The organism is Streptomyces sp. NPDC056527 (genome assembly GCF_042794475.1).
GTDB lineage: Bacteria > Actinomycetota > Actinomycetes > Streptomycetales > Streptomycetaceae > Streptomyces.
On the sequence record NZ_JBHTTQ010000012.1, the window covers coordinates 20,737 to 39,358 of the forward strand.

The 18,622-nt window shown below is 71.1% G+C and carries 17 protein-coding genes and 1 riboswitch; of the genes, 16 read left to right on the top strand and 1 reads right to left on the bottom strand.

Annotated features, from left to right (window positions below; all coding sequences use genetic code 11):
• The 15 genes from ACFQ7Q_RS09360 to ACFQ7Q_RS09430 all read left to right on the top strand — a co-directional run bounded on the left by ACFQ7Q_RS09360 (nt 1) and on the right by ACFQ7Q_RS09430 (nt 16,252).
• On the top strand, nt 1-879 hold the full coding sequence (locus tag ACFQ7Q_RS09360) for a glycosyltransferase family 2 protein (protein WP_383551835.1): 879 nt from the start codon (nt 1-3) through the stop codon (nt 877-879).
• A gap of 49 nt (nt 880-928) precedes the next feature.
• A complete protein-coding gene (locus ACFQ7Q_RS09365) occupies nt 929-1,858 on the top strand; it encodes an ABC transporter permease (protein ID WP_383551679.1) in 930 nt (309 codons plus the stop codon).
• Nucleotides 1,851-2,636, top strand: a complete 786-nt coding sequence (locus tag ACFQ7Q_RS09370) for an ABC transporter ATP-binding protein (RefSeq protein ID WP_362355700.1) — start codon at nt 1,851-1,853, stop codon at nt 2,634-2,636. The genes ACFQ7Q_RS09365 and ACFQ7Q_RS09370 overlap by 8 nt, the downstream gene beginning before the upstream one ends.
• Nucleotides 2,637-2,753: 117 nt before the next feature.
• Nucleotides 2,754-3,407, top strand: coding sequence for a TetR/AcrR family transcriptional regulator (locus ACFQ7Q_RS09375; RefSeq protein ID WP_383551682.1), 654 nt, complete (start codon nt 2,754-2,756; stop codon nt 3,405-3,407).
• A gap of 314 nt (nt 3,408-3,721) precedes the next feature.
• A complete protein-coding gene (hpnC, locus tag ACFQ7Q_RS09380; RefSeq protein ID WP_383551684.1) occupies nt 3,722-4,639 on the top strand; it encodes a squalene synthase HpnC in 918 nt (305 codons plus the stop codon).
• Nucleotides 4,636-5,586 (top strand): presqualene diphosphate synthase HpnD, encoded by a 951-nt coding sequence (gene hpnD / locus ACFQ7Q_RS09385; protein WP_383551686.1) that lies wholly within the window; start codon nt 4,636-4,638, stop codon nt 5,584-5,586. The genes hpnC and hpnD overlap by 4 nt, the downstream gene beginning before the upstream one ends.
• A gap of 82 nt (nt 5,587-5,668) precedes the next feature.
• Nucleotides 5,669-7,111, top strand: coding sequence for a hydroxysqualene dehydroxylase HpnE (hpnE, locus tag ACFQ7Q_RS09390; protein WP_383551688.1), 1,443 nt, complete (start codon nt 5,669-5,671; stop codon nt 7,109-7,111).
• Nucleotides 7,108-8,208, top strand: a complete 1,101-nt coding sequence (locus ACFQ7Q_RS09395) for a polyprenyl synthetase family protein (RefSeq protein ID WP_383551690.1) — start codon at nt 7,108-7,110, stop codon at nt 8,206-8,208. The genes hpnE and ACFQ7Q_RS09395 overlap by 4 nt, the downstream gene beginning before the upstream one ends.
• A 107-nt stretch (nt 8,209-8,315) precedes the next feature.
• Nucleotides 8,316-10,298: a squalene--hopene cyclase gene (gene shc / locus ACFQ7Q_RS09400; RefSeq protein ID WP_383551692.1), complete on the top strand. Its 1,983-nt coding sequence runs from the start codon at nt 8,316-8,318 to the stop codon at nt 10,296-10,298.
• Nucleotides 10,298-10,954 (top strand): 1-hydroxy-2-methyl-2-butenyl 4-diphosphate reductase, encoded by a 657-nt coding sequence (locus ACFQ7Q_RS09405; RefSeq protein ID WP_383551694.1) that lies wholly within the window; start codon nt 10,298-10,300, stop codon nt 10,952-10,954. The genes shc and ACFQ7Q_RS09405 overlap by 1 nt, the downstream gene beginning before the upstream one ends.
• A gap of 7 nt (nt 10,955-10,961) precedes the next feature.
• Nucleotides 10,962-11,984, top strand: coding sequence for an adenosyl-hopene transferase HpnH (gene hpnH, locus ACFQ7Q_RS09410; RefSeq protein ID WP_383551696.1), 1,023 nt, complete (start codon nt 10,962-10,964; stop codon nt 11,982-11,984).
• A gap of 82 nt (nt 11,985-12,066) precedes the next feature.
• On the top strand, nt 12,067-13,980 hold the full coding sequence (dxs, locus tag ACFQ7Q_RS09415; RefSeq protein ID WP_383551698.1) for a 1-deoxy-D-xylulose-5-phosphate synthase: 1,914 nt from the start codon (nt 12,067-12,069) through the stop codon (nt 13,978-13,980).
• Entirely contained in the window at nt 13,977-15,362 is a 1,386-nt protein-coding gene (locus ACFQ7Q_RS09420) for an aspartate aminotransferase family protein (RefSeq protein WP_383551700.1), read from the top strand. The genes dxs and ACFQ7Q_RS09420 overlap by 4 nt, the downstream gene beginning before the upstream one ends.
• Before the next feature lie 75 nt (nt 15,363-15,437).
• Nucleotides 15,438-16,076: an XRE family transcriptional regulator gene (locus tag ACFQ7Q_RS09425; RefSeq protein WP_383551702.1), complete on the top strand. Its 639-nt coding sequence runs from the start codon at nt 15,438-15,440 to the stop codon at nt 16,074-16,076.
• Nucleotides 16,077-16,096: 20 nt separating this feature from the next.
• Nucleotides 16,097-16,252: a DUF6126 family protein gene (locus ACFQ7Q_RS09430; RefSeq protein ID WP_376435691.1), complete on the top strand. Its 156-nt coding sequence runs from the start codon at nt 16,097-16,099 to the stop codon at nt 16,250-16,252.
• A gap of 9 nt (nt 16,253-16,261) precedes the next feature.
• On the opposite strand, the gene ACFQ7Q_RS09435 is transcribed toward ACFQ7Q_RS09430, so the two are convergent.
• The gene (locus ACFQ7Q_RS09435; protein WP_383551704.1) at nt 16,262-17,074 is read right to left on the bottom strand and encodes a tyrosine-protein phosphatase; all 813 of its coding nucleotides are present in this window, start codon (nt 17,072-17,074) and stop codon (nt 16,262-16,264) included.
• Between the two features lie 350 nt (nt 17,075-17,424).
• Nucleotides 17,425-17,613: riboswitch (cyclic di-AMP (ydaO/yuaA leader) on the top strand.
• 4 nt (nt 17,614-17,617) lie between these two features.
• Between ACFQ7Q_RS09435 and ACFQ7Q_RS09440 the strand changes: the two genes are divergently transcribed.
• Nucleotides 17,618-18,577, top strand: coding sequence for a peptidoglycan DD-metalloendopeptidase family protein (locus ACFQ7Q_RS09440; protein ID WP_383551706.1), 960 nt, complete (start codon nt 17,618-17,620; stop codon nt 18,575-18,577).
• Nucleotides 18,578-18,622 lie beyond the last annotated feature (45 nt).

Here is an 18,622-nt window from a genome sequence, read left to right on the forward strand (position 1 = left end):
ATGAAGCTGGGCGCCGTCATCATCACCATGGGCAACCGCCCCGACGATCTGCGCGCGCTCCTCGACTCGGTCGCCAAGCAGGAGGGCGACCCGGTCGAGGTCGTCGTGGTCGGCAACGGCGCCCCGGTGACGGGTGTGCCCGACGGCGTCCACACCATCGACCTGCCCGAGAACCTGGGCATCCCCGGCGGCCGCAACGTCGGCATCGAGGCCTTCGGGCCCGGTGGACCCTGCGGCCCCGTCGACGCACTGCTCTTCCTGGACGACGACGGTCTGCTCGCCCACGAGGACACCGCCGAGCTGGTCCGCCAGGCGTTCACCGCCGACCCCCGGCTGGGCATCATCAGCTTCCGGATCGCGGACCCTGAGACGGGCCTCACCCAGCGCCGGCACGTCCCGCGGCTGCGCGCGTCCGACCCGATGCGGTCCTCGCGCGTGACCACCTTCCTCGGCGGCGCCAACGCGGTCCGTACGAAGGTCCTCGCCGAAGTCGGCGACCTGCCGGGCGAGTTCTTCTACGCCCATGAGGAGACCGATCTCGCCTGGCGGGCGCTCGACGCCGACTGGATGATCGACTACCGTTCCGACATGGTGCTGCTGCACCCCACCACACCACCCTCCCGGCACGCGTCCTACCACTTCAACGTGGCCCGCAACCGGGTGTGGCTGGCTCGGCGCAACCTCCCCGCACCCCTCGTTCCGGTCTATCTCGGTGTCTGGCTGCTGCTGACTCTGGCGCGCCGCCCCTCCCTCCCCGCCCTCAAGGCGTGGATCGGCGGATTCCGGGAAGGCTGGCGCGTTCCGTGCGGACCGCGACGGCCCATGAGATGGCGTACGGTGTGGCGGCTGACCCGACTGGGACGCCCGCCCGTCGTGTGACAACGTGGTACCCGACTTGCCGCGCATCTGGATACGAAAGTTTCGACTTGTGAGTGACACAACCCACGACGGTGCGGTCGCGACGAGCGCCCCGCCCTCTGCCGATGACGGCCTGACCCCGGCCGAACTGGCGGCCAAGTACGGTCTCGCGGTCAGCGGCGCCCGGCCCGGCATCCTGGAGTACGTCCGTCAGCTGTGGGGGCGGCGCCACTTCATCCTGGCCTTCTCCCAGGCGAAGCTGACGGCGCAGTACAGCCAGGCGAAGCTTGGCCAGCTGTGGCAGGTGGCGACCCCGCTGCTCAACGCGATGGTCTACTACCTGATCTTCGGGCTGATCCTGGACGCCGGCCAGGGCATGACGACCGCGGTCTACATCCCCTTCCTGGTGACGGGGATCTTCGTGTTCACCTTCACGCAGAGCTCGGTGATGGCGGGCGTGCGGGCGATCTCCGGCAACCTCGGACTCGTCCGGGCGCTGCACTTCCCGCGCGCCACGCTGCCCATCTCCTTCGCGCTCCAGCAGCTCCAGCAGCTGCTGTTCTCGATGATCGTGCTGGCGGCCGTCGCGATCGCCTTCGGCAGCTACCCGTCGCTGAGCTGGCTCCTCCTGGTCCCGGCCCTGCTCCTGCAGTTCGTGTTCAATGTCGGGCTCGCCATGATCATGGCGCGGATGGGCTCCAAGACGCCCGACCTCGCCCAGCTGATGCCGTTCATCATGCGCACCTGGATGTACGCGTCCGGCGTGATGTTCTCGATCCCGGTGATGCTCGCGGACAAGCCGGCCTGGATCGCCGACGTCCTCATGTACAACCCGGCCGCCATCTACATGGACCTGATCCGCTTCGCCCTGATCGACGGCTACGGCTCCGGCAACCTGCCGTCGCACGTCTGGATCGCCGCCCTGGGCTGGGCCGTGGCGATGGGCCTCGGCGGCTTCGTCTACTTCTGGAAGGCCGAGGAGAGGTACGGCCGTGGCTGACATCGACCAGGGACGCGTTCCCACCGTCATCGCCGACGAGGTCCACATCGTCTACCGGGTCAACACCGGTGGCGGCGGCAAGGGCAGCGCCACGGCGGCGCTCAGCCGGATCCTCGGCCGCGGCAAGGCCGAGGTCTCCCGGGGAGTCCGCAAGGTGCACGCCGTACGAGGCGTCTCCTTCACCGCCTACCGCGGCGAGGCCATCGGCCTCATCGGCAGCAACGGCTCCGGCAAGTCGACCCTGCTGCGCGCCATCGCGGGACTGCTCCCCACGGAGAGCGGCAAGGTCTACACCGACGGCCAGCCCTCGCTCCTCGGCGTCAACGCGGCGCTGATGAACGACCTGACCGGCGAGCGCAACGTGATACTCGGCGGCCTTGCCATGGGAATGAGCAAGGAAGAGATCCGCGAGCGCTACCAGGGGATCGTCGACTTCTCGGGCATCAACGAGAAGGGCGACTTCATCAGTCTCCCGATGCGTACGTACTCCTCCGGCATGGGCGCCCGGCTCCGATTCGCCATCGCGGCGGCCAAGAACCACGACGTGCTCATGATCGACGAGGCGCTCGCGACCGGTGACCGCCGGTTCCAGATCCGCTCCGAGGAGCGCATCCGCGAGCTCCGCAAGGAGGCCGGCACGGTCTTCCTCGTCAGTCACAGCAACAAGTCGATCAGGGACACCTGCGACCGTGTGCTGTGGCTGGAGAAGGGCGAGCTGCTCATGGACGGGCCCACCGACGAGGTCATCAAGGCGTACGAGCGCGAGACCGGGAAGTAGTCCCACCACCGCGCCGCGGGGCCCCTGCCGGACCGGCGGGGGCCTTCGCGTTCTCCGCGGCGCGTCGCGCCACCCGCCTGGAATGTTCATGCGGTCAACATCGGGCAGGATGAGCGCATGGCAGCGATCTCGGGGGGAAAGTCCTACCACCACGGCGATCTGCGCAACGCGCTGATCTGCGCCGCCGTCGACCTGGCCACCGAAGGCGGTCCCGACCGCGTCGTCCTGCGGGAGGCGGCCCGCCGGGTCGGCGTCTCGCCCACCGCCGCCTACCGGCACTTCGACGGCCGCGGGGAGCTCCTGAAGGCCGTCAAGGTGCACGCCCAGCGCGCGCTCGCGGAGTCCATGGAGCGCGCCGCCGACCGGGCACCCGGGGCCGACGACGCCACCGTCGCCGCCGAGCTGCGCCTCGCCGCTCTCGGCCGCGGCTACGTGGGCTTCGCCCTGGACCAGCCCGGCCTCTACCGGGCCGCGTTCTGCACCCCTCGGCCGCCCTGCGGCGAGGAGTGGGCGCCCGCCGGCCGGGCACCCGAGCCCGAACCCGAGATCCGGGCGTTCACGCTGCTCACGGACGCCCTGCAGGCCCTCACCCGGGTCGGGCGCATCCCTCGGCAGGCCCGGCCCGCCGCCGAGGCCGCCGCGTGGTCGGCCGTGCACGGACTGTCACTCCTGCTGCTCGACGGCCCGCTGCGCCGCCTTCCGGAGCGGCGCCGCGCGGACGTCGTCGAGTCCACCCTCGCCATGGTCGTCTCCGGCGCCCGCGCGGACTGAACGTCACGGATCCGTGAACTGCCGCGCCACGCCGGAAGGTTGGCGAGCCCGGTGATGTTTTCGCAAAGCGGGTCGCACCCCGACGAGGCAGTGGGCGTTGTACAACGTAAGCTGTACCGGTGCTGATTCGTGGCAAGTGGGGCGATACCCCCTAGGCATCCCGGCCGTCGGGCGGCGAGCCTCTGGGGAGGCCCGGTGGCGTGTCCGAAATAGGATGGATTGGATCGGCAGTGTAGAACAGGAGATGTGACGGCCATGACGCAAAATCTCCAGCTCCACGAGGGTGTCGCCGTCCCCGCGTCGGGCAGCCCCCAGTGACGGGAACCCGGCAGGTGCGCCACGACGCCTCCTCGCGCACCACGCTCGACAAGGCCGCGGACGAGAACTTCCCCGTGGCCCCCTTCTTCCTGCCGCGCGCCTGGCGTGACGACCTCATGGCCGTCTACGGCTACGCCCGTCTCGTCGACGACATCGGCGACGGCGATCTCGCACCCGGCGGAGCCGACGCCCGCCACCTCGGCGTCGCCCCCGAGCGTGCCGAGGACCGGCTCGCGATGCTGGACGCCTTCGAGGCCGACCTGCTGCGGGTCTTCGACTCCGTCCCGCGCCACCCCCTGCTCCTGGCCCTCCAGCCGACCGTGCGCCGCTGCGGTCTCACGCCCGAGCCCTTCCTCGGCCTGATCCAGGCCAACCGCCAGGACCAGCTGGTGCGCCGCTACGAGACGTACGACGACCTCCTCGCGTACTGCGAGCTCTCCGCGAACCCCGTCGGCCGGCTCGTCCTCGGGATCACCGGCACCGCCACCCCCGAGCGCATCCGCCACTCCGACGACATCTGCACCGCGTTGCAGATCGTCGAGCACCTCCAGGACGTCGCCGAGGACCTCGGCCGCGACCGGATCTACCTGCCGGCCGAGGACATGAAGGCCTTCCACGTCACCGAGGCCGACCTCGCCCGGCCCACCGCCGGCGCGTCGGTCCGCGCGCTCATCGCCTTCGAGGCGCAGCGCGCCCGCGAGCTGCTGAACGACGGAGCCCCGCTGGTGGCCAGCGTCCACGGCAGGCTGCGCCTGCTGCTCGCCGGCTTCACGGCCGGCGGACTCGCCGCGCTCGACGCGATCGCCGCCGCCGGAGGCGGGTACGACGTACTGCCGAAGCCGCCCAAGCCCACCAAGCCGAGTCTGATGCGCGAAGCGGGATCGATCCTGCTCAGAGCGCGGAGAGAGGGGTGAGCCGGACCGTGGAAGGACAGACGGAGACGTCGGCGCCGGTACAGGCCGCGTACAGCTACTGCGAGGCCGTCACCGGACAGCAGGCCCGTAACTTCGCCTACGGCATCCGACTGCTGCCGACGGAGAAGCGGCAGGCCATGTCGGCGCTGTACGCGTTCTCGCGACGCGTCGACGACATCGGCGACGGCACCCTCGCGGCCGAGGCGAAGCGGGACCGGCTCGAATCCACCCGCGCGCTCCTGGAGCGGATCCGCAAGGACGAGGTCGACGACGACGACACCGACCCCGTCGCCGTGGCCCTCGCCGACGCCTCCCGCCGCTTCCCGATCCCGCTCGGCGGCCTCGACGAGCTCATCGACGGGGTCCTGATGGACGTACGCGGTGAGACGTACGAGACCTGGGACGACCTCAAGGTCTACTGCCGCTGCGTCGCCGGGGCCATCGGCAGGCTCTCCCTCGGTGTCTTCGGCACCCAGCCGGGCGCGCAGGGAGTGGAACGCGCCCCCGAGTACGCCGACACGCTCGGGCTCGCCCTCCAGCTCACCAACATCCTCCGTGACGTGCGCGAGGACGCCGGGAACGGGCGCACCTACCTGCCCGCCGACGACCTGGCCAAGTTCGGCTGCGGCGACGGCTTCGCGAGCGAGACCCCGCCCGAGGGGGCCGACTTCACCGGCCTGGTGCACTTCGAGGTACGGCGGGCCCGCGCCCTGTTCGCCGAGGGCTACCGGCTGCTGCCCATGCTCGACCGGCGCAGCGGCGCCTGTGTCGCGGCCATGGCCGGGATCTACCGGCGCCTGCTCGACCGGATCGAGCGCGACCCCGAGGCGGTGCTGCGCGGCCGCGTCTCGCTGCCCGGCCGTGAGAAGGCGTACGTCGCCGTGCGCGGCCTCTCCGGCCTGGACGCCCGCCACATCTCCCGACGGACCATCAGGAGGCGCGCGTGATGCGTGTCCACGAGCCGGAGCACCGGGCAACCCGGCGCCGCGCGGCGGCGTCCCTGACTGCGACGGCCGCAAGGGGGAGCGCATGACCACCGACGAGTCCATGCCGCGGGCACCGCACGCCGTCGTGGTCGGCGGCGGCCTCGCCGGGATCACCGCCGCACTCCAGCTCGCGGACGCCGGGCTGCGCGTGACGCTGCTCGAAGGCCGGCCGCGACTCGGCGGCCTCGCCTTCTCCTTCCGGCGCGGCGAGCTCACCGTCGACAACGGGCAGCACGTCTATCTGCGCTGCTGCACGGCCTACCGCTGGTTCCTCGACCGGGTCGAGGGCGCCCACCTCGCGCCCCTCCAGGACCGACTGGACGTGCCCGTCCTCGACGTCGGCCACCCCCGCGGCCCCCGCCTCGGCCGGCTGCGCCGCACCGCCCTGCCCGTACCGCTGCACCTCGCCAAGAGCCTGGCGACCTATCCGCACCTCTCCCTCGTGGAGCGGGCGAGCGTCGGGCGCGCCGCGCTCGCGCTCAAGGCGCTCGACCCCGCCGACCCGGCCCTCGACGGCATCGACTTCGCCACCTGGCTCGGCCGCCACGGGCAGTCCGCGCGCGCCGTCGAGGCCCTGTGGGACCTGGTCGGCGTCGCCACCCTCAACGCCACGGCGCCACACGCCTCCATGGGCCTGGCCGCGATGGTCTTCAAGACCGGCCTGCTCTCCGAGCCGGGCGCCGCCGACATCGGCTGGGCGCACGTCCCCCTCGGCGAGCTCCACGACACGCTCGCCCGCAAGGCCCTCGACTCCCTCGGCGTACGCACCGAACTGCGGGTCAAGGCCGATCGGATCTCCCGTACCGACGACGGCCGATGGAGCGTCGAGGTGCCGGGGGAGACCATCGAGGCGGACGCCGTCGTGCTCGCCGTGCCGCAGCGAGAGACCCGCGAGCTGCTGCCCGAGGGCGCCCTCGACGACCCCGACCGGCTCCTCGACATCGGCACCGCGCCCATCCTCAACGTGCACGTCGTCTACGACCGCAAGGTGCTCAAGCAGCCGTTCTTCACCGCGCTCGGCTCCCCGGTGCAGTGGGTCTTCGACCGCACCGACTCCTCCGGCCTGCTGAGGGGCGGGCCCGAAGGGCCCTCGAACGTGGGTGGTGGTGGGCGACGGGCGGGAGGACAGTATCTGGCCGTCTCCCAGTCCGCCGCACAGAGCGAGATCGACGAGCCCGTCTCCGTGCTCCGCGAGCGCTACCTCCCGGAGCTGGAGCGGCTGCTGCCCGCCGCCCGCACCGCCGAGGTCAGGGACTTCTTCGTCACCAGGGAGCGGACGGCGACGTTCGCCCCCACACCGGGCGTCGGCCGGCTCCGCCCCGCCGCCCGCACCCACGCCCCCGGCCTGTATCTGGCCGGCGCGTGGACCGCCACCGGCTGGCCCGCGACCATGGAGGGCGCCGTTCGCAGCGGCTTCAGCGCCGCGGGCGCCGCGCTCTCCGCCCTCGGCCGCCGCCATGAACATCCGCTGCAGGAGGCGGTATGAGTGTGAGTACTGGAACAAGAGGAGAGACCGTGCCGACTGTGCCCCCGGTGAAACCGGCCGTCGACACCGCGGACGTGACCGCTCTGCTGGAGCGGGGGCGGACCCTGTCCACCCCCGTCCTGCGGGCGGCCGTCGACCGGCTCGCACCGCCCATGGACACCGTGGCCGCCTACCACTTCGGCTGGATCGACGCGCAGGGAAACCCCACGGAGGGGGACAGCGGCAAGGCCGTCCGGCCCGCGCTCGCCCTGCTGTCGGCCGAGGCGGCCGGCGTCGCTCCCGAGGTCGGCGTCCCCGGAGCCGTCGCCGTGGAGCTCGTCCACAACTTCTCGCTGCTGCACGACGACCTGATGGACGGCGACGAGCAGCGACGTCACCGCGACACCGTCTGGAAGGTGCACGGTCCCGCGCAGGCGATCCTGGTCGGCGACGCCCTCTTCGCGCTGGCCAACGAGCTGCTGCTGGAACTCGGCACCGTCGAGGCCGGCCGCGCCACCCGCCGGCTGACCACCGCCAGCCGCAAGCTCATCGACGGGCAGGCCCAGGACATCTCCTACGAGCACCGCGACCGGGTCACCGTCGAGGAGTGCCTGGAGATGGAGGGCAACAAGACCGGCGCCCTGCTCGCCTGCGCGGTCTCCATCGGTGCGGTCCTCGGCGGAGCCGACGACCGCACCGCCGACAAGCTGGAGGAGTACGGCTACCACCTCGGCCTCGCCTTCCAGGCCGTCGACGACCTGCTCGGCATCTGGGGCGACCCCGAGGCCACCGGCAAGCAGACCTGGAGCGACCTGCGCCAGCGCAAGAAGTCCCTGCCCGTCGTCGCCGCCCTGGCGGCCGGCGGACCGGCGTCCGAGAAGCTCGGCGAGCTGCTCGCCGCCGATGCCAAGAGCACCGACTTCGACTCCTTCTCCGAGGAGGAGTTCGCCACCCGCGCGGCCCTCATCGAGGAGGCCGGCGGCCGTGCGTGGACCTCCGAGGAGGCCCGCCGTCAGCACACCATCGCCATCCAGGCCCTGCACGAGGTCGACATGCCCGAGCGGGTGAGGGCGCAGCTCACCGCGCTCGCCGACTTCGTGGTCGTACGGAAGAGATGATCACCATCACCCTGATATGAGTGCGCAGTCGCCGGCCGGTGCCACCGGGCATCGGCCGACGGCAGACCCGAGGAAGCAGAAGTATTCGACTGCACGAAGGGGAAGCCATGACAGCGACGACCGACGGAAGCGCCGGGGCCGTGGGACCCCGGGCGGCCGCGGCCAGCGACACCGTCGACACCGCGCTCGCGACCGGCCTCGAAGAGGCCGCGAAACGGGCGGCGGAACGCTCCGTCGAGCATCTGCTCGGACGCCAGGACGCCGAAGGCTGGTGGAAGGGCGACCTGGAGACCAACGTCACCATGGACGCGGAGGACCTCCTGCTGCGTCAGTTCCTCGGCATCCGGGACGCCGAGACCACGCGCGCGGCCGCCCTCTTCATCCGGGGCGAGCAGCGCGAGGACGGTACCTGGGCGACCTTCCACGGCGGGCCGGGTGAGCTCTCCACCACCATCGAGGCGTATGTGGCGCTGCGCCTCGCCGGGGACCTGCCCGAGGACCCGCACATGGCCCGCGCCTCCGCCTGGATCCGGGACCGGGGCGGGATCGCCGCCGCCCGCGTCTTCACCCGGATCTGGCTCGCCCTCTTCGGCTGGTGGAAGTGGGACGACCTCCCCGAGCTGCCACCCGAGCTGATCTTCCTGCCGAAGTGGTTCCCGCTCAACATCTACGACTTCGGCTGCTGGGCCCGGCAGACCATCGTGCCGCTCACCGTGGTCTCCGCGAAGCGGCCCGTACGCCCCGCGCCCTTCCCGCTGGACGAGCTGCACACCGATCCGGCCCGGCCGAATCCGGTGAAGCCGTCGGCCTCCGTGGCCAGTTGGAAGGGCGCCTTCCAGCGGATCGACAAGGGGCTGCACGTCTACCGCAAGGTGGCCCCGCGCCGACTGCGCAAGGCGGCCATGAACGTCGCCGCCCGCTGGATCGTCGAACGCCAGGAGAACGACGGCTGCTGGGGCGGCATCCAGCCCCCGGCCGTCTACTCGGTGATCGCCCTGCATCTGCTCGGCTACGACCTGGAGCACCCCGTCATGCGGGCCGGGCTCGAGTCGCTCGACCGCTTCGCCGTGCGGCGCGAGGACGGCGCACGCATGATCGAGGCATGCCAGTCGCCCGTCTGGGACACCTGCCTCGCCACCATCGCCCTCGCGGACGCCGGGCTGCCGGCCGACCATCCGGCGCTGGTGAAGGCCGCCGACTGGATGCTGGGCGAGGAGATCGTCAAGCCCGGTGACTGGGCCGTGCGCAGGCCGGGACTGCCCCCGGGTGGATGGGCCTTCGAGTTCCACAACGACAACTACCCGGACATCGACGACACCGCCGAGGTCATCCTCGCCCTGCGCCGGGTGAAGCACCCCGACCCCGCCGGGGTCGAGGCGGCCATCGCCCGCGGCGCCCGCTGGACCGCCGGGATGCAGTCGAAGAACGGGGCCTGGGCCGCCTTCGACGCGGACAACACCAGCCCCTTCCCCAACCGGCTGCCCTTCTGCGACTTCGGCGAGGTCATCGACCCGCCGTCGGCCGACGTCACCGCCCATGTCGTGGAGATGCTGGCCTACGAGGGCAAGGCCCAGCACCCCCGTACACGCAGGGGAGTCGAGTGGCTGCTCGCCGAACAGGAGCCGAACGGCGCCTGGTTCGGACGCTGGGGCGTCAACTACGTGTACGGGACGGGCTCGGTGGTCCCCGCGCTTACCGCGGCCGGGCTGCCCCGCTCCCACCCCGCGATCCGCCGCGCCGTCGCCTGGCTGGAGTCCGTGCAGAACGAGGACGGCGGCTGGGGCGAGGACCTGCGCTCGTACACGGAGCAGCCCTGGATCGGGCACGGCGCCTCGACCGCCTCGCAGACCGCCTGGGCGCTGCTCGCCCTGCTCGCCGCCGGCGGACGCGACTCCAAGGCCGTGGAGCGCGGCATCGCCTGGCTGGCCGAGACGCAGCGCACGGACGGGTCCTGGGACGAGCCGTACTTCACCGGCACCGGCTTCCCCTGGGACTTCTCCATCAACTACCACCTCTACCGGCAGGTGTTCCCGCTCACGGCGCTCGGGCGCTATGTGAACGGCGAACCGGCCGTCTCCCGGGAGGGGTGATGGCCGAGGAGCCGGGGCCTTCGTCCGGTGGCGTGCCGCCGTTGTTGATCGCATGCGCGCTCGGCATCGAGCAGCTCGCCCTGCGCAGCGGTGACCGGGCCGGCGCGCCCGGACCGTTCACCGTGGTGCGCACCGGAATGGGCCCCGACCGTGCCCGCCGCGCCGTGTCCCGGGCGCTCGACCGCGAGCCCTGGCGGGACGCCGTCGTCATCGCCTCGGGCTTCTGCGCCGGTCTCGCCCCCGGGATGCACCCCGGGGACCTGATCGTGGCCGACGAGACCCGAGGCCCCGACGGCGCCACCACCTGCACCGGTACGGAACTGCTGGTCAAGGCCCTGACCCGGGCCCTGCCCGGCAGCACGGTCCACACCGGCCCGCTGACCGGCTCCGGACATGTCGTCCGCGGCCACGAGCGGGCCGAGCTGCGGGCCACCGGAGCCATCGCGGTGGACATGGAGTCCGCCGCCACGCTCGGCACCGCGCTGGCCGCCGGAGCGCGCCCGGTTGCGGCCGTACGGGTGGTCGTGGACGCTCCAGAACATGAACTGGTCCGGATCGGCACGGTACGCGGTGGAATATCGGCTTTCCGTGTTCTTCATGCCGTCCTTCCCGCATTCTTCGAATGGCACCGTTCTTTGCTGCTCCCCAGGAGGTGAGCGAGTTATGGCCATGCCGCTCCGTCAGTCCATCCGGGTCGGGACCTATCTCCTCGAACAGAAGCTCCGCAAGCGCGACAAGTTCCCTCTGATCGTCGAACTGGAGCCACTGTTCGCCTGCAACCTCAAGTGCGAGGGCTGCGGAAAGATCCAGCACCCGGCGGGTGTGCTCAAGCAGCGGATGCCGGTCGCGCAGGCCGTCGGCGCGGTCCTGGAGTCCGGGGCGCCGATGGTCTCCATCGCGGGCGGTGAGCCCTTGATGCACCCTCAGATCGACGAGATCGTGCGCCAGTTGGTGGCGAAGAAGAAGTACGTCTTCCTCTGCACCAACGCGATGCTGATGCGCAAGAAGCTGGAGAACTTCACCCCCTCCCCGTACTTCGCCTTCGCGGTGCACATCGACGGGCTGCGCGAGCGCCACGACGAATCCGTCGCCAAGGAAGGCGTGTTCGACGAGGCCGTGGCGGCGATCAAGGAGGCCAAGCGGCGCGGCTTCCGCGTCACCACCAACTCGACCTTCTTCAACACCGACACCCCGCAGACCATCATCGAGGTGCTCAACTACCTCAACGACGACCTCCAGGTCGACGAGATGATGATCTCGCCCGCGTACGCCTACGAGAAGGCTCCCGACCAGGAGCACTTCCTCGGCGTCGAGCAGACCCGGGAGCTGTTCAAGAAGGCCTTCGCCGGCGGCAACCGCAGCCGCTGGCGGCTGAACCACTCGCCGCTCTTCCTGGACTTCCTGGAGGGCAAGGCCGACTTCCCCTGCACCGCGTGGGCGATCCCGAACTACTCGCTCTTCGGCTGGCAGCGCCCCTGCTACCTGATGAGCGACGGCTACGTCCCCACGTACCGGGAGCTGATCGAGGAGACCGACTGGGACAAGTACGGCCGCGGCAAGGACCCGCGCTGCGCCAACTGCATGGCGCACTGCGGATACGAGCCGACCGCCGTCCTCGCCACCATGGGCTCGCTCAAGGAGTCCCTGCGGGCGGCCCGCGAGACCGTCTCCGGCAACCGAGGGTGAGAAGAGGCGCTCGGGGAGCCCCGTCCGGGACTCCCCGAGCGCTCAGCACGACGCCGGGTCGACAGGTCGAAGGGGGCCGAGCATGACGATTCTGGAGAACATTCGGGGGCCGCGGGACCTCCGGCCGCTCGGCGACGCCGAGCTCGACGAACTGGCCGAGGAGATCAGACAGTTCCTGATCCACGCCGTCGCCAGGACCGGCGGCCATCTGGGCCCCAACCTCGGCGTGGTGGAGCTCACGCTCGCCCTGCACCGGGTCTTCGACTCGCCCGCCGACCGCATCCTGTGGGACACCGGCCACCAGACCTACGTCCACAAACTGCTCACCGGCCGCCAGGACTTCTCCAAGCTGCGCGGCAAGGGCGGACTCTCCGGCTATCCCTCGCGCGAGGAGTCGCCGCACGACGTCATCGAGAACTCGCACGCCTCGACCGTCCTCGGCTGGGCCGACGGCCTCGCCAAGGCCAACGAGGTGTCCGGCCGCCCGGACCACGTGGTCGCCGTCATCGGCGACGGAGCCCTCACCGGCGGCATGGCCTGGGAGGCGCTCAACAACATCGCCGCCGCCAAGGACCGGCCCCTGATCATCGTCGTCAACGACAACGAACGCTCCTACGCGCCCACGATCGGCGGTCTCGCCCACCACCTGGCCGCCCTGCGGACCACCGACGACTACGAGCGCTTCCTCGCCTGGGGCAAGGACGTCCTCCAGCACACACCCGTCATCGGCCAGCCGTTGTACGGCTCGCTCCACGGTGCCAAGAAGGGGTTCAAGGACGCGTTCGCGCCGCAGGGCATGTTCGAGGACCTCGGCCTGAAGTACGTCGGCCCCGTCGACGGCCACGACGTGGCAGCCGTCGAGTCCGCGCTGCGCCGCGCCCAGCGCTTCCACGGGCCGGTGCTCGTCCACTGCCTCACCGAGAAGGGCCGCGGCTACGGCCCGGCGCTGGAGGACGAGGCCGACCGCTTCCACGCCGTCGGCGCCATGGACCCGCTCACCTGTGAGCCGCTGACCCCGTCCGGCGGCCCGTCCTGGACCTCCGTCTTCGGTGACGCGATCGCCGAGATCGGGGCCGAGCGACCGGACGTGGTCACGATCACCGCCGCCATGCTGCACCCCGTCGGGCTGACGAAGTTCGCCGAGCGCTTCCCCGACCGGGTCTGGGACGTCGGCATCGCCGAGCAGCACGCCGTCGTCTCGGCAGCGGGCCTCGCGGCCGGCGGCCTCCACCCGGTCGTCGCCGTCTACGCGACCTTCCTCAACCGCGCCTTCGACCAGCTGCTCATGGACGTCGCCCTGCACAGGTGCGGTGTCACCTTCGTGCTGGACCGGGCCGGCGTCACCGGGACGGACGGCGCCTCCCACAACGGCATGTGGGACCTGTCGCTCCTCCAGGTCGTGCCCGGCCTGCGGATCGCCGCCCCGCGCGACGCCGAGCAGCTGCGGGCCCAGCTGCGCGAGGCCGTCGAGGTCGACGACGCCCCGACCGTGCTGCGGTTCCCCAAGGAGACCGTGGGCGCTCCGGTACCGGCCGTCGGGCGGATCGGCGCCATGGACGTCCTGCTCGCCCCGCGGCCGGCTCCCGCCGCCCGGGATCGACCCTCGGAGCCGGACGCGGAGGTGCTGCTGGTCACCGTCGGCGTGATGGCGGAGGTCTGCCTCCAGGCCGCCGAGCTGCTGGCCGGGCGCGGCATCCGGTGCACCGTCGTCGACCCGCGCTGGGTCAAGCCCGTCGACGAGGCCCTCGCCCCGCTCGCCGCACTGCACCGCCTGGTCGCGGTCGTCGAGGACAACAGTCGTACGGGAGGCGTCGGGGCGGCGGTGGGCCAGGCCCTGCGCGACGCGGGCGTCGACGTGCCCCTGCGGACGTACGGAATCCCCGAGCAGTTCCTCGCGCATGCCAAGCGCGGGGAGGTGCTGGCGGATCTCGGCCTCACCCCGGTGGAGATCGCCGGGGACATCAGCGCGGCACTGACCCGGAAGAAGGGGCGATGACCAAGGAGTTCGACCTCGCGGCGCTGCTCGCCGAACGCGGCGCCGAGCGCTACGAGCTGCACACCCGGTATCTCAACCACCAGCTTCCGCGGATGCTGCACACCATCGGCTTCGACAAGGTCTATGTACGGGCCGAGGGCGCCCACTTCTGGGACGCCGACGGCGGCGACCACCTCGACATGCTCGCCGGTTTCGGTGTCATGGGCCTCGGGCGGCACCACCCCGTCGTCCGTCAGGCCCTCCACGACGTCCTGGACGCCTCGCTCGCCGACCTCACCCGCTTCGACTGCCAGCCCCTGCCCGGGCTGCTCGCCGAGAAGCTGCTCGCCCACAGCCCGCACCTGGACCGCGTCTTCTTCGGGAACAGCGGCACGGAGGCGGTGGAGACCGCGCTGAAGTTCGCCCGGTACGCCACCGGGAAGCCCAGGGTCCTGTACTGCTCCCACGCCTTCCACGGGCTGACCACCGGTTCCCTCTCGGTCAACGGAGAGGACGGCTTCCGGGACGGCTTCGCCCCGCTGCTGCCCGACACGGCGATCGAGCTGGGGGACCTGGACGCCCTGGAGCGGGAGCTGCGCAAGGGCGATGTCGCCGCGTTCGTCGTCGAACCCATCCAGGGCAAGGGGGTCCACGAGGCGCCGCCCGGCTTCCTGCGCGCCGCGCAGGAGCTGCTGCACGCACGTGGCGCGCTGCTGATCGTCGACGAGGTACAGACGGGGCTCGGCAGGACCGGGGACTTCTACGCGTACCAGCACGAGGACGGTGTCGAACCGGACCTGGTCTGCGTCGCCAAGGCGCTCTCCGGCGGCTACGTGCCGGTCGGCGCGACGCTCGGCAAGGACTGGATCTTCAAGAAGGTCTACTCGTCCATGGACCGGGTGCTCGTCCACTCGGCCAGCTTCGGTTCCAACGCGCAGGCCATGGCCGCCGGGCTCGCGGTGCTCTCGGTCATGGAGAACGAGGGCACGGTGGCCCATGTGCGCCGGATCGGCGAGCTGCTGTCCTCGCGGCTGAAGGAGCTCGTGCCGCGCTACGAGCTGCTGAAGGAGATCCGCGGACGCGGGCTGATGATCGGGATCGAGTTCGGGCGGCCGTCCTCGCTCGGGCTGCGCAGCCGGTGGACGATGCTGCAGGCGGCCCGCAAGGGGCTCTTCGCCCAGATGGTCGTCGTCCCGCTGCTCCAGCGGCACCGGATCCTCACCCAGGTGTCGGGGGACCATCTGGAGGTGATCAAGCTGATCCCGCCGCTGATCATCGACGAGGAGGACGTGGACCGCTTCGTGACCGCGTTCACGGCCGCGATGGACGACGCCCATGGGGGTGGCGGACTGATGTGGGACTTCGGGAAGACGCTGGTCAAGCAGGCGGTGGCGCAGCGCTGATCTCCCGCTCCGCCGGAGTTTTGCCTCTGAGGCAAGAAACTTGCCTCAGAGGAAAGATCCTGGCGGAATGGAGGCATGGAGCACCTCCCCGGGGAGCCGTCCCCGGACCCCGCCGCACCGGACGCGCCCGAGGCCCTGCCGGACGTCGCGCCCCAGCTGCGAGCCCTGCGCCGACGGCGCGGGCTGACCCTGGAGGCCGCCGCCCAGCGGGCCGGTCTCTCCCCGGCCCATCTCTCCCGGCTGGAGACGGGCCGCAGGCAACCCTCGCTGCCCATGCTGCTCGCTCTCGCCCGCATCTACGGTACGACGGTCGCCGAGCTCCTGGGCGAGGTTCCGCCGGAGCGTGATCCGGTCGTCAGGGCGGGCCGGTCAGAGCCCGTCGAGGCCGACGGCTGGATCTACCGCCAGGCCGGCGGACCCGGTCGTGCGATGCAGGCGCTTCGGGTCCATGTGCCGTACGCCACCCGGAGCGACATCGTGCGCGTCCATCCCGGGGAGGAATGGCTCCACGTCCTCGAAGGTCAGGTGCGCCTCGCACTCGGCGACACCGTGCACGTCCTGGATCCCGGGGACAGCGCGCACTTCGACTCGCTCACCCCGCACCGCATCGGAGCCGCCGGCCGCGGCGGGGCCGAGCTGCTCTTCGTCCACACGCTGATGCAGAGCCCCGCCGCCGAGCTGTGCCTCGGCGACGGAACCCCGCATCTGCGCTGAGCCCTTCGGAAGGGTCGGATATGTCCGAGAAGTCCGCACCTGTCACCGGTGAAGAGCGCGACGGGGGCAAGTTCCCCAAGGGTCTTGTGCTCCGGCTCTTCGCCTATCTGGTGGCCGGGCACCTCTTCGCCGGTTTCCTCTACCTGCTGTTCATGCTCGGCGGGCAGAACCAGTAGCGGGCAGGGTCACGCCTCGGCGACGAGCCGCTCGCGCAGCCGCTCCCGAGTCTCGGGGGCGAGCGTGAGGCCGTCCGTGAGGTAGCTCTCGACCGTGCCCCAGTTCTGCTCGATCGTCTCGAACGCGGCCCGCAGGTACTCGACGCGCGCGTCGAAGAGCGGGCTGAGCAGCTCCATCACCTCGGGCGACATGGCGTCCGCGGCGGTGGAGCTGCGGCGCACCTTGTACCGGCGGTGCGGGTCGTTCGACTTCACGTAGTCGGCCTCGATCGCCTCGCGCTCGACGCCCACCGCGAGCAGCGAGATGGCGATCGACAGGCCCGCGCGGTCCTTGCCGGCCGCGCAGTGCATCAGCGCGGGAACGCTGTCCTCGGCCATCGCATGCAGGATGCGGCTGTGCTCCGCGGTCCGCTCGACAATCATCTTCCGGTACGAATCAGACATTCGGGCGGCCGCCTTGCCGTCGCCCAGGATGGCGCGGAGCTGCTCCAGCTCGCCCGTGCTGACCAGCTTCCAGAACTCCTTGCCGTCGGCCGGGTCGTTGAGCGGTATGTTCACATTTCGTACACCCGGAAGATCGACGTCCGGGCCCTCGACCTTCCGGTCCGCCTGGTTGCGGAAGTCGAAGATCGTGTGCAGTCCGAGGGTGGAGAGGAAGGCCGCGTCCTCCTCGGTGGCGTGCGCGAGGTGGCCGCTGCGGAAGAGGCGTCCGAACCGCACCGATCCGCCGTTCACGGTCGGCAGGCCGCCCACGTCCCGGAAGTTGCGTACCCCCGTGAGCTCGGGTTCGGTCGACGGGACCTGAGGCAGCTGCTGCGTCACGAGTGCTCCTGAAGGTTGGCTGATCGAGATCGGTTCCTCGGCCAATCATCCCGGGTGGCGTCGGCTGCGCACACCCCCGGGGCATGGGAATGGGTGTTCTGTCCGAATTGGGCCCTTAGGCATAACGCGCCCTGTTAATAGGGGAGATGGGTTCCCATGCGTGAGCAGCGTCATAAAAGTGACGGACCGTGCCTGATCGTTCCGGGCAAACTCCGTACCGGAAAAGGGGATCGAGGTTCCGCCCTCCACGGAGGGTGACCGGAATTCGGCGCGGATATCCCGGCCCTGAATGCGAGAGAAAAGTGGTGGCTTGTTCGCGCCGACCCCGCTCGTCTACGGTCACCGTCAATCCGGTCGGACCGCCGAATCCTGCCACCGCCCGGAATCCGCACCCATCCACGTAAGGCAGGAGCGGGGGACCCAGGTAAGTACGCCGAACCGGTCGATCCGGACGGCTTGGGGTTAAGCCGCGTGAGAACGCGGCCGGACATCTCCAGTCCGAACCCGACAGCTCACCTCGCAGGCGACGGAGAGGAATTCGCCATGCCCGCAAAGGGTAAGCATCGCCGTCCCAAGGCCAACCCGATCACGCGCGGATTCGTCGCCGCCGGCACCGGTGGCGCCGTCGTCGCCCTGCCGCTCCTCGGTGCGACCGGAGCCCACGCCGCCGACAAGGGCGCCCCGACCGTGACGCCCGAGCAGGCCGTCGCCGCCGTCGCCGCCGCTCCCGCGAAGGCCCCGGCCGCCGACAAGGCCGCCAAGCCGAAGACGTACTCCGTCGTGCGTGGCGACTACCTGTCGAAGATCGCCTCCGAGCACCACCTGGCGGGTGGCTGGAAGAAGCTCTACGAGGACAACCGCCAGGTCGTCGGCGGGAACCCCTCGCTGATCCTTCCCGGCATGAAGCTCACCCTCGGCGCCAAGTCGACGGCCAAGGCCGCCGCGCCCAAGGCCGCCCCGAAGGCCGCGCCCAAGGCGGAGAAGTCCTCCACCGGTTCGGGCGAGCGCAGCTCGCGCAGCAGCGACCGCGGCACGGTCGAGTCCACCCAGGCCCCGGCGTCCACGCCGGCGCAGGCCGCCCCCGCCAAGGCCGCGTCCTCCGGCTGGGTCGCCCCGGTCAGCGGCGGCATCTCCACCCCGTACCGCGCCTCCGGCGCCATGTGGTCCTCCGGCTACCACACCGGTGTCGACTTCATCGCCTCCTCCGGCACCTCGGTCAAGGCCGTCGGCGCGGGCACCGTCTACTCCGCGGGCAACAGCGGCTCGTACGGCAACGAGGTCGTCATCCAGCACGCCGACGGCACGTTCTCGCAGTACGCCCACCTCTCCTCCCTGGGCGTCTCCGCCGGCCAGACCGTCACCGGCGGCCAGGAGATAGGTCTCTCCGGCTCGACCGGCAACTCCACCGGTCCGCACCTGCACTTCGAGATCCGCACCGGACCGAGCTACGGCTCGGACATCGACCCGCTGGCCTACCTGCGCTCGCACGGCGTCAGCATCTGACGTACACCCAGCATCCGAAGGGGCCCGGCACCTGTGTGCCGGGCC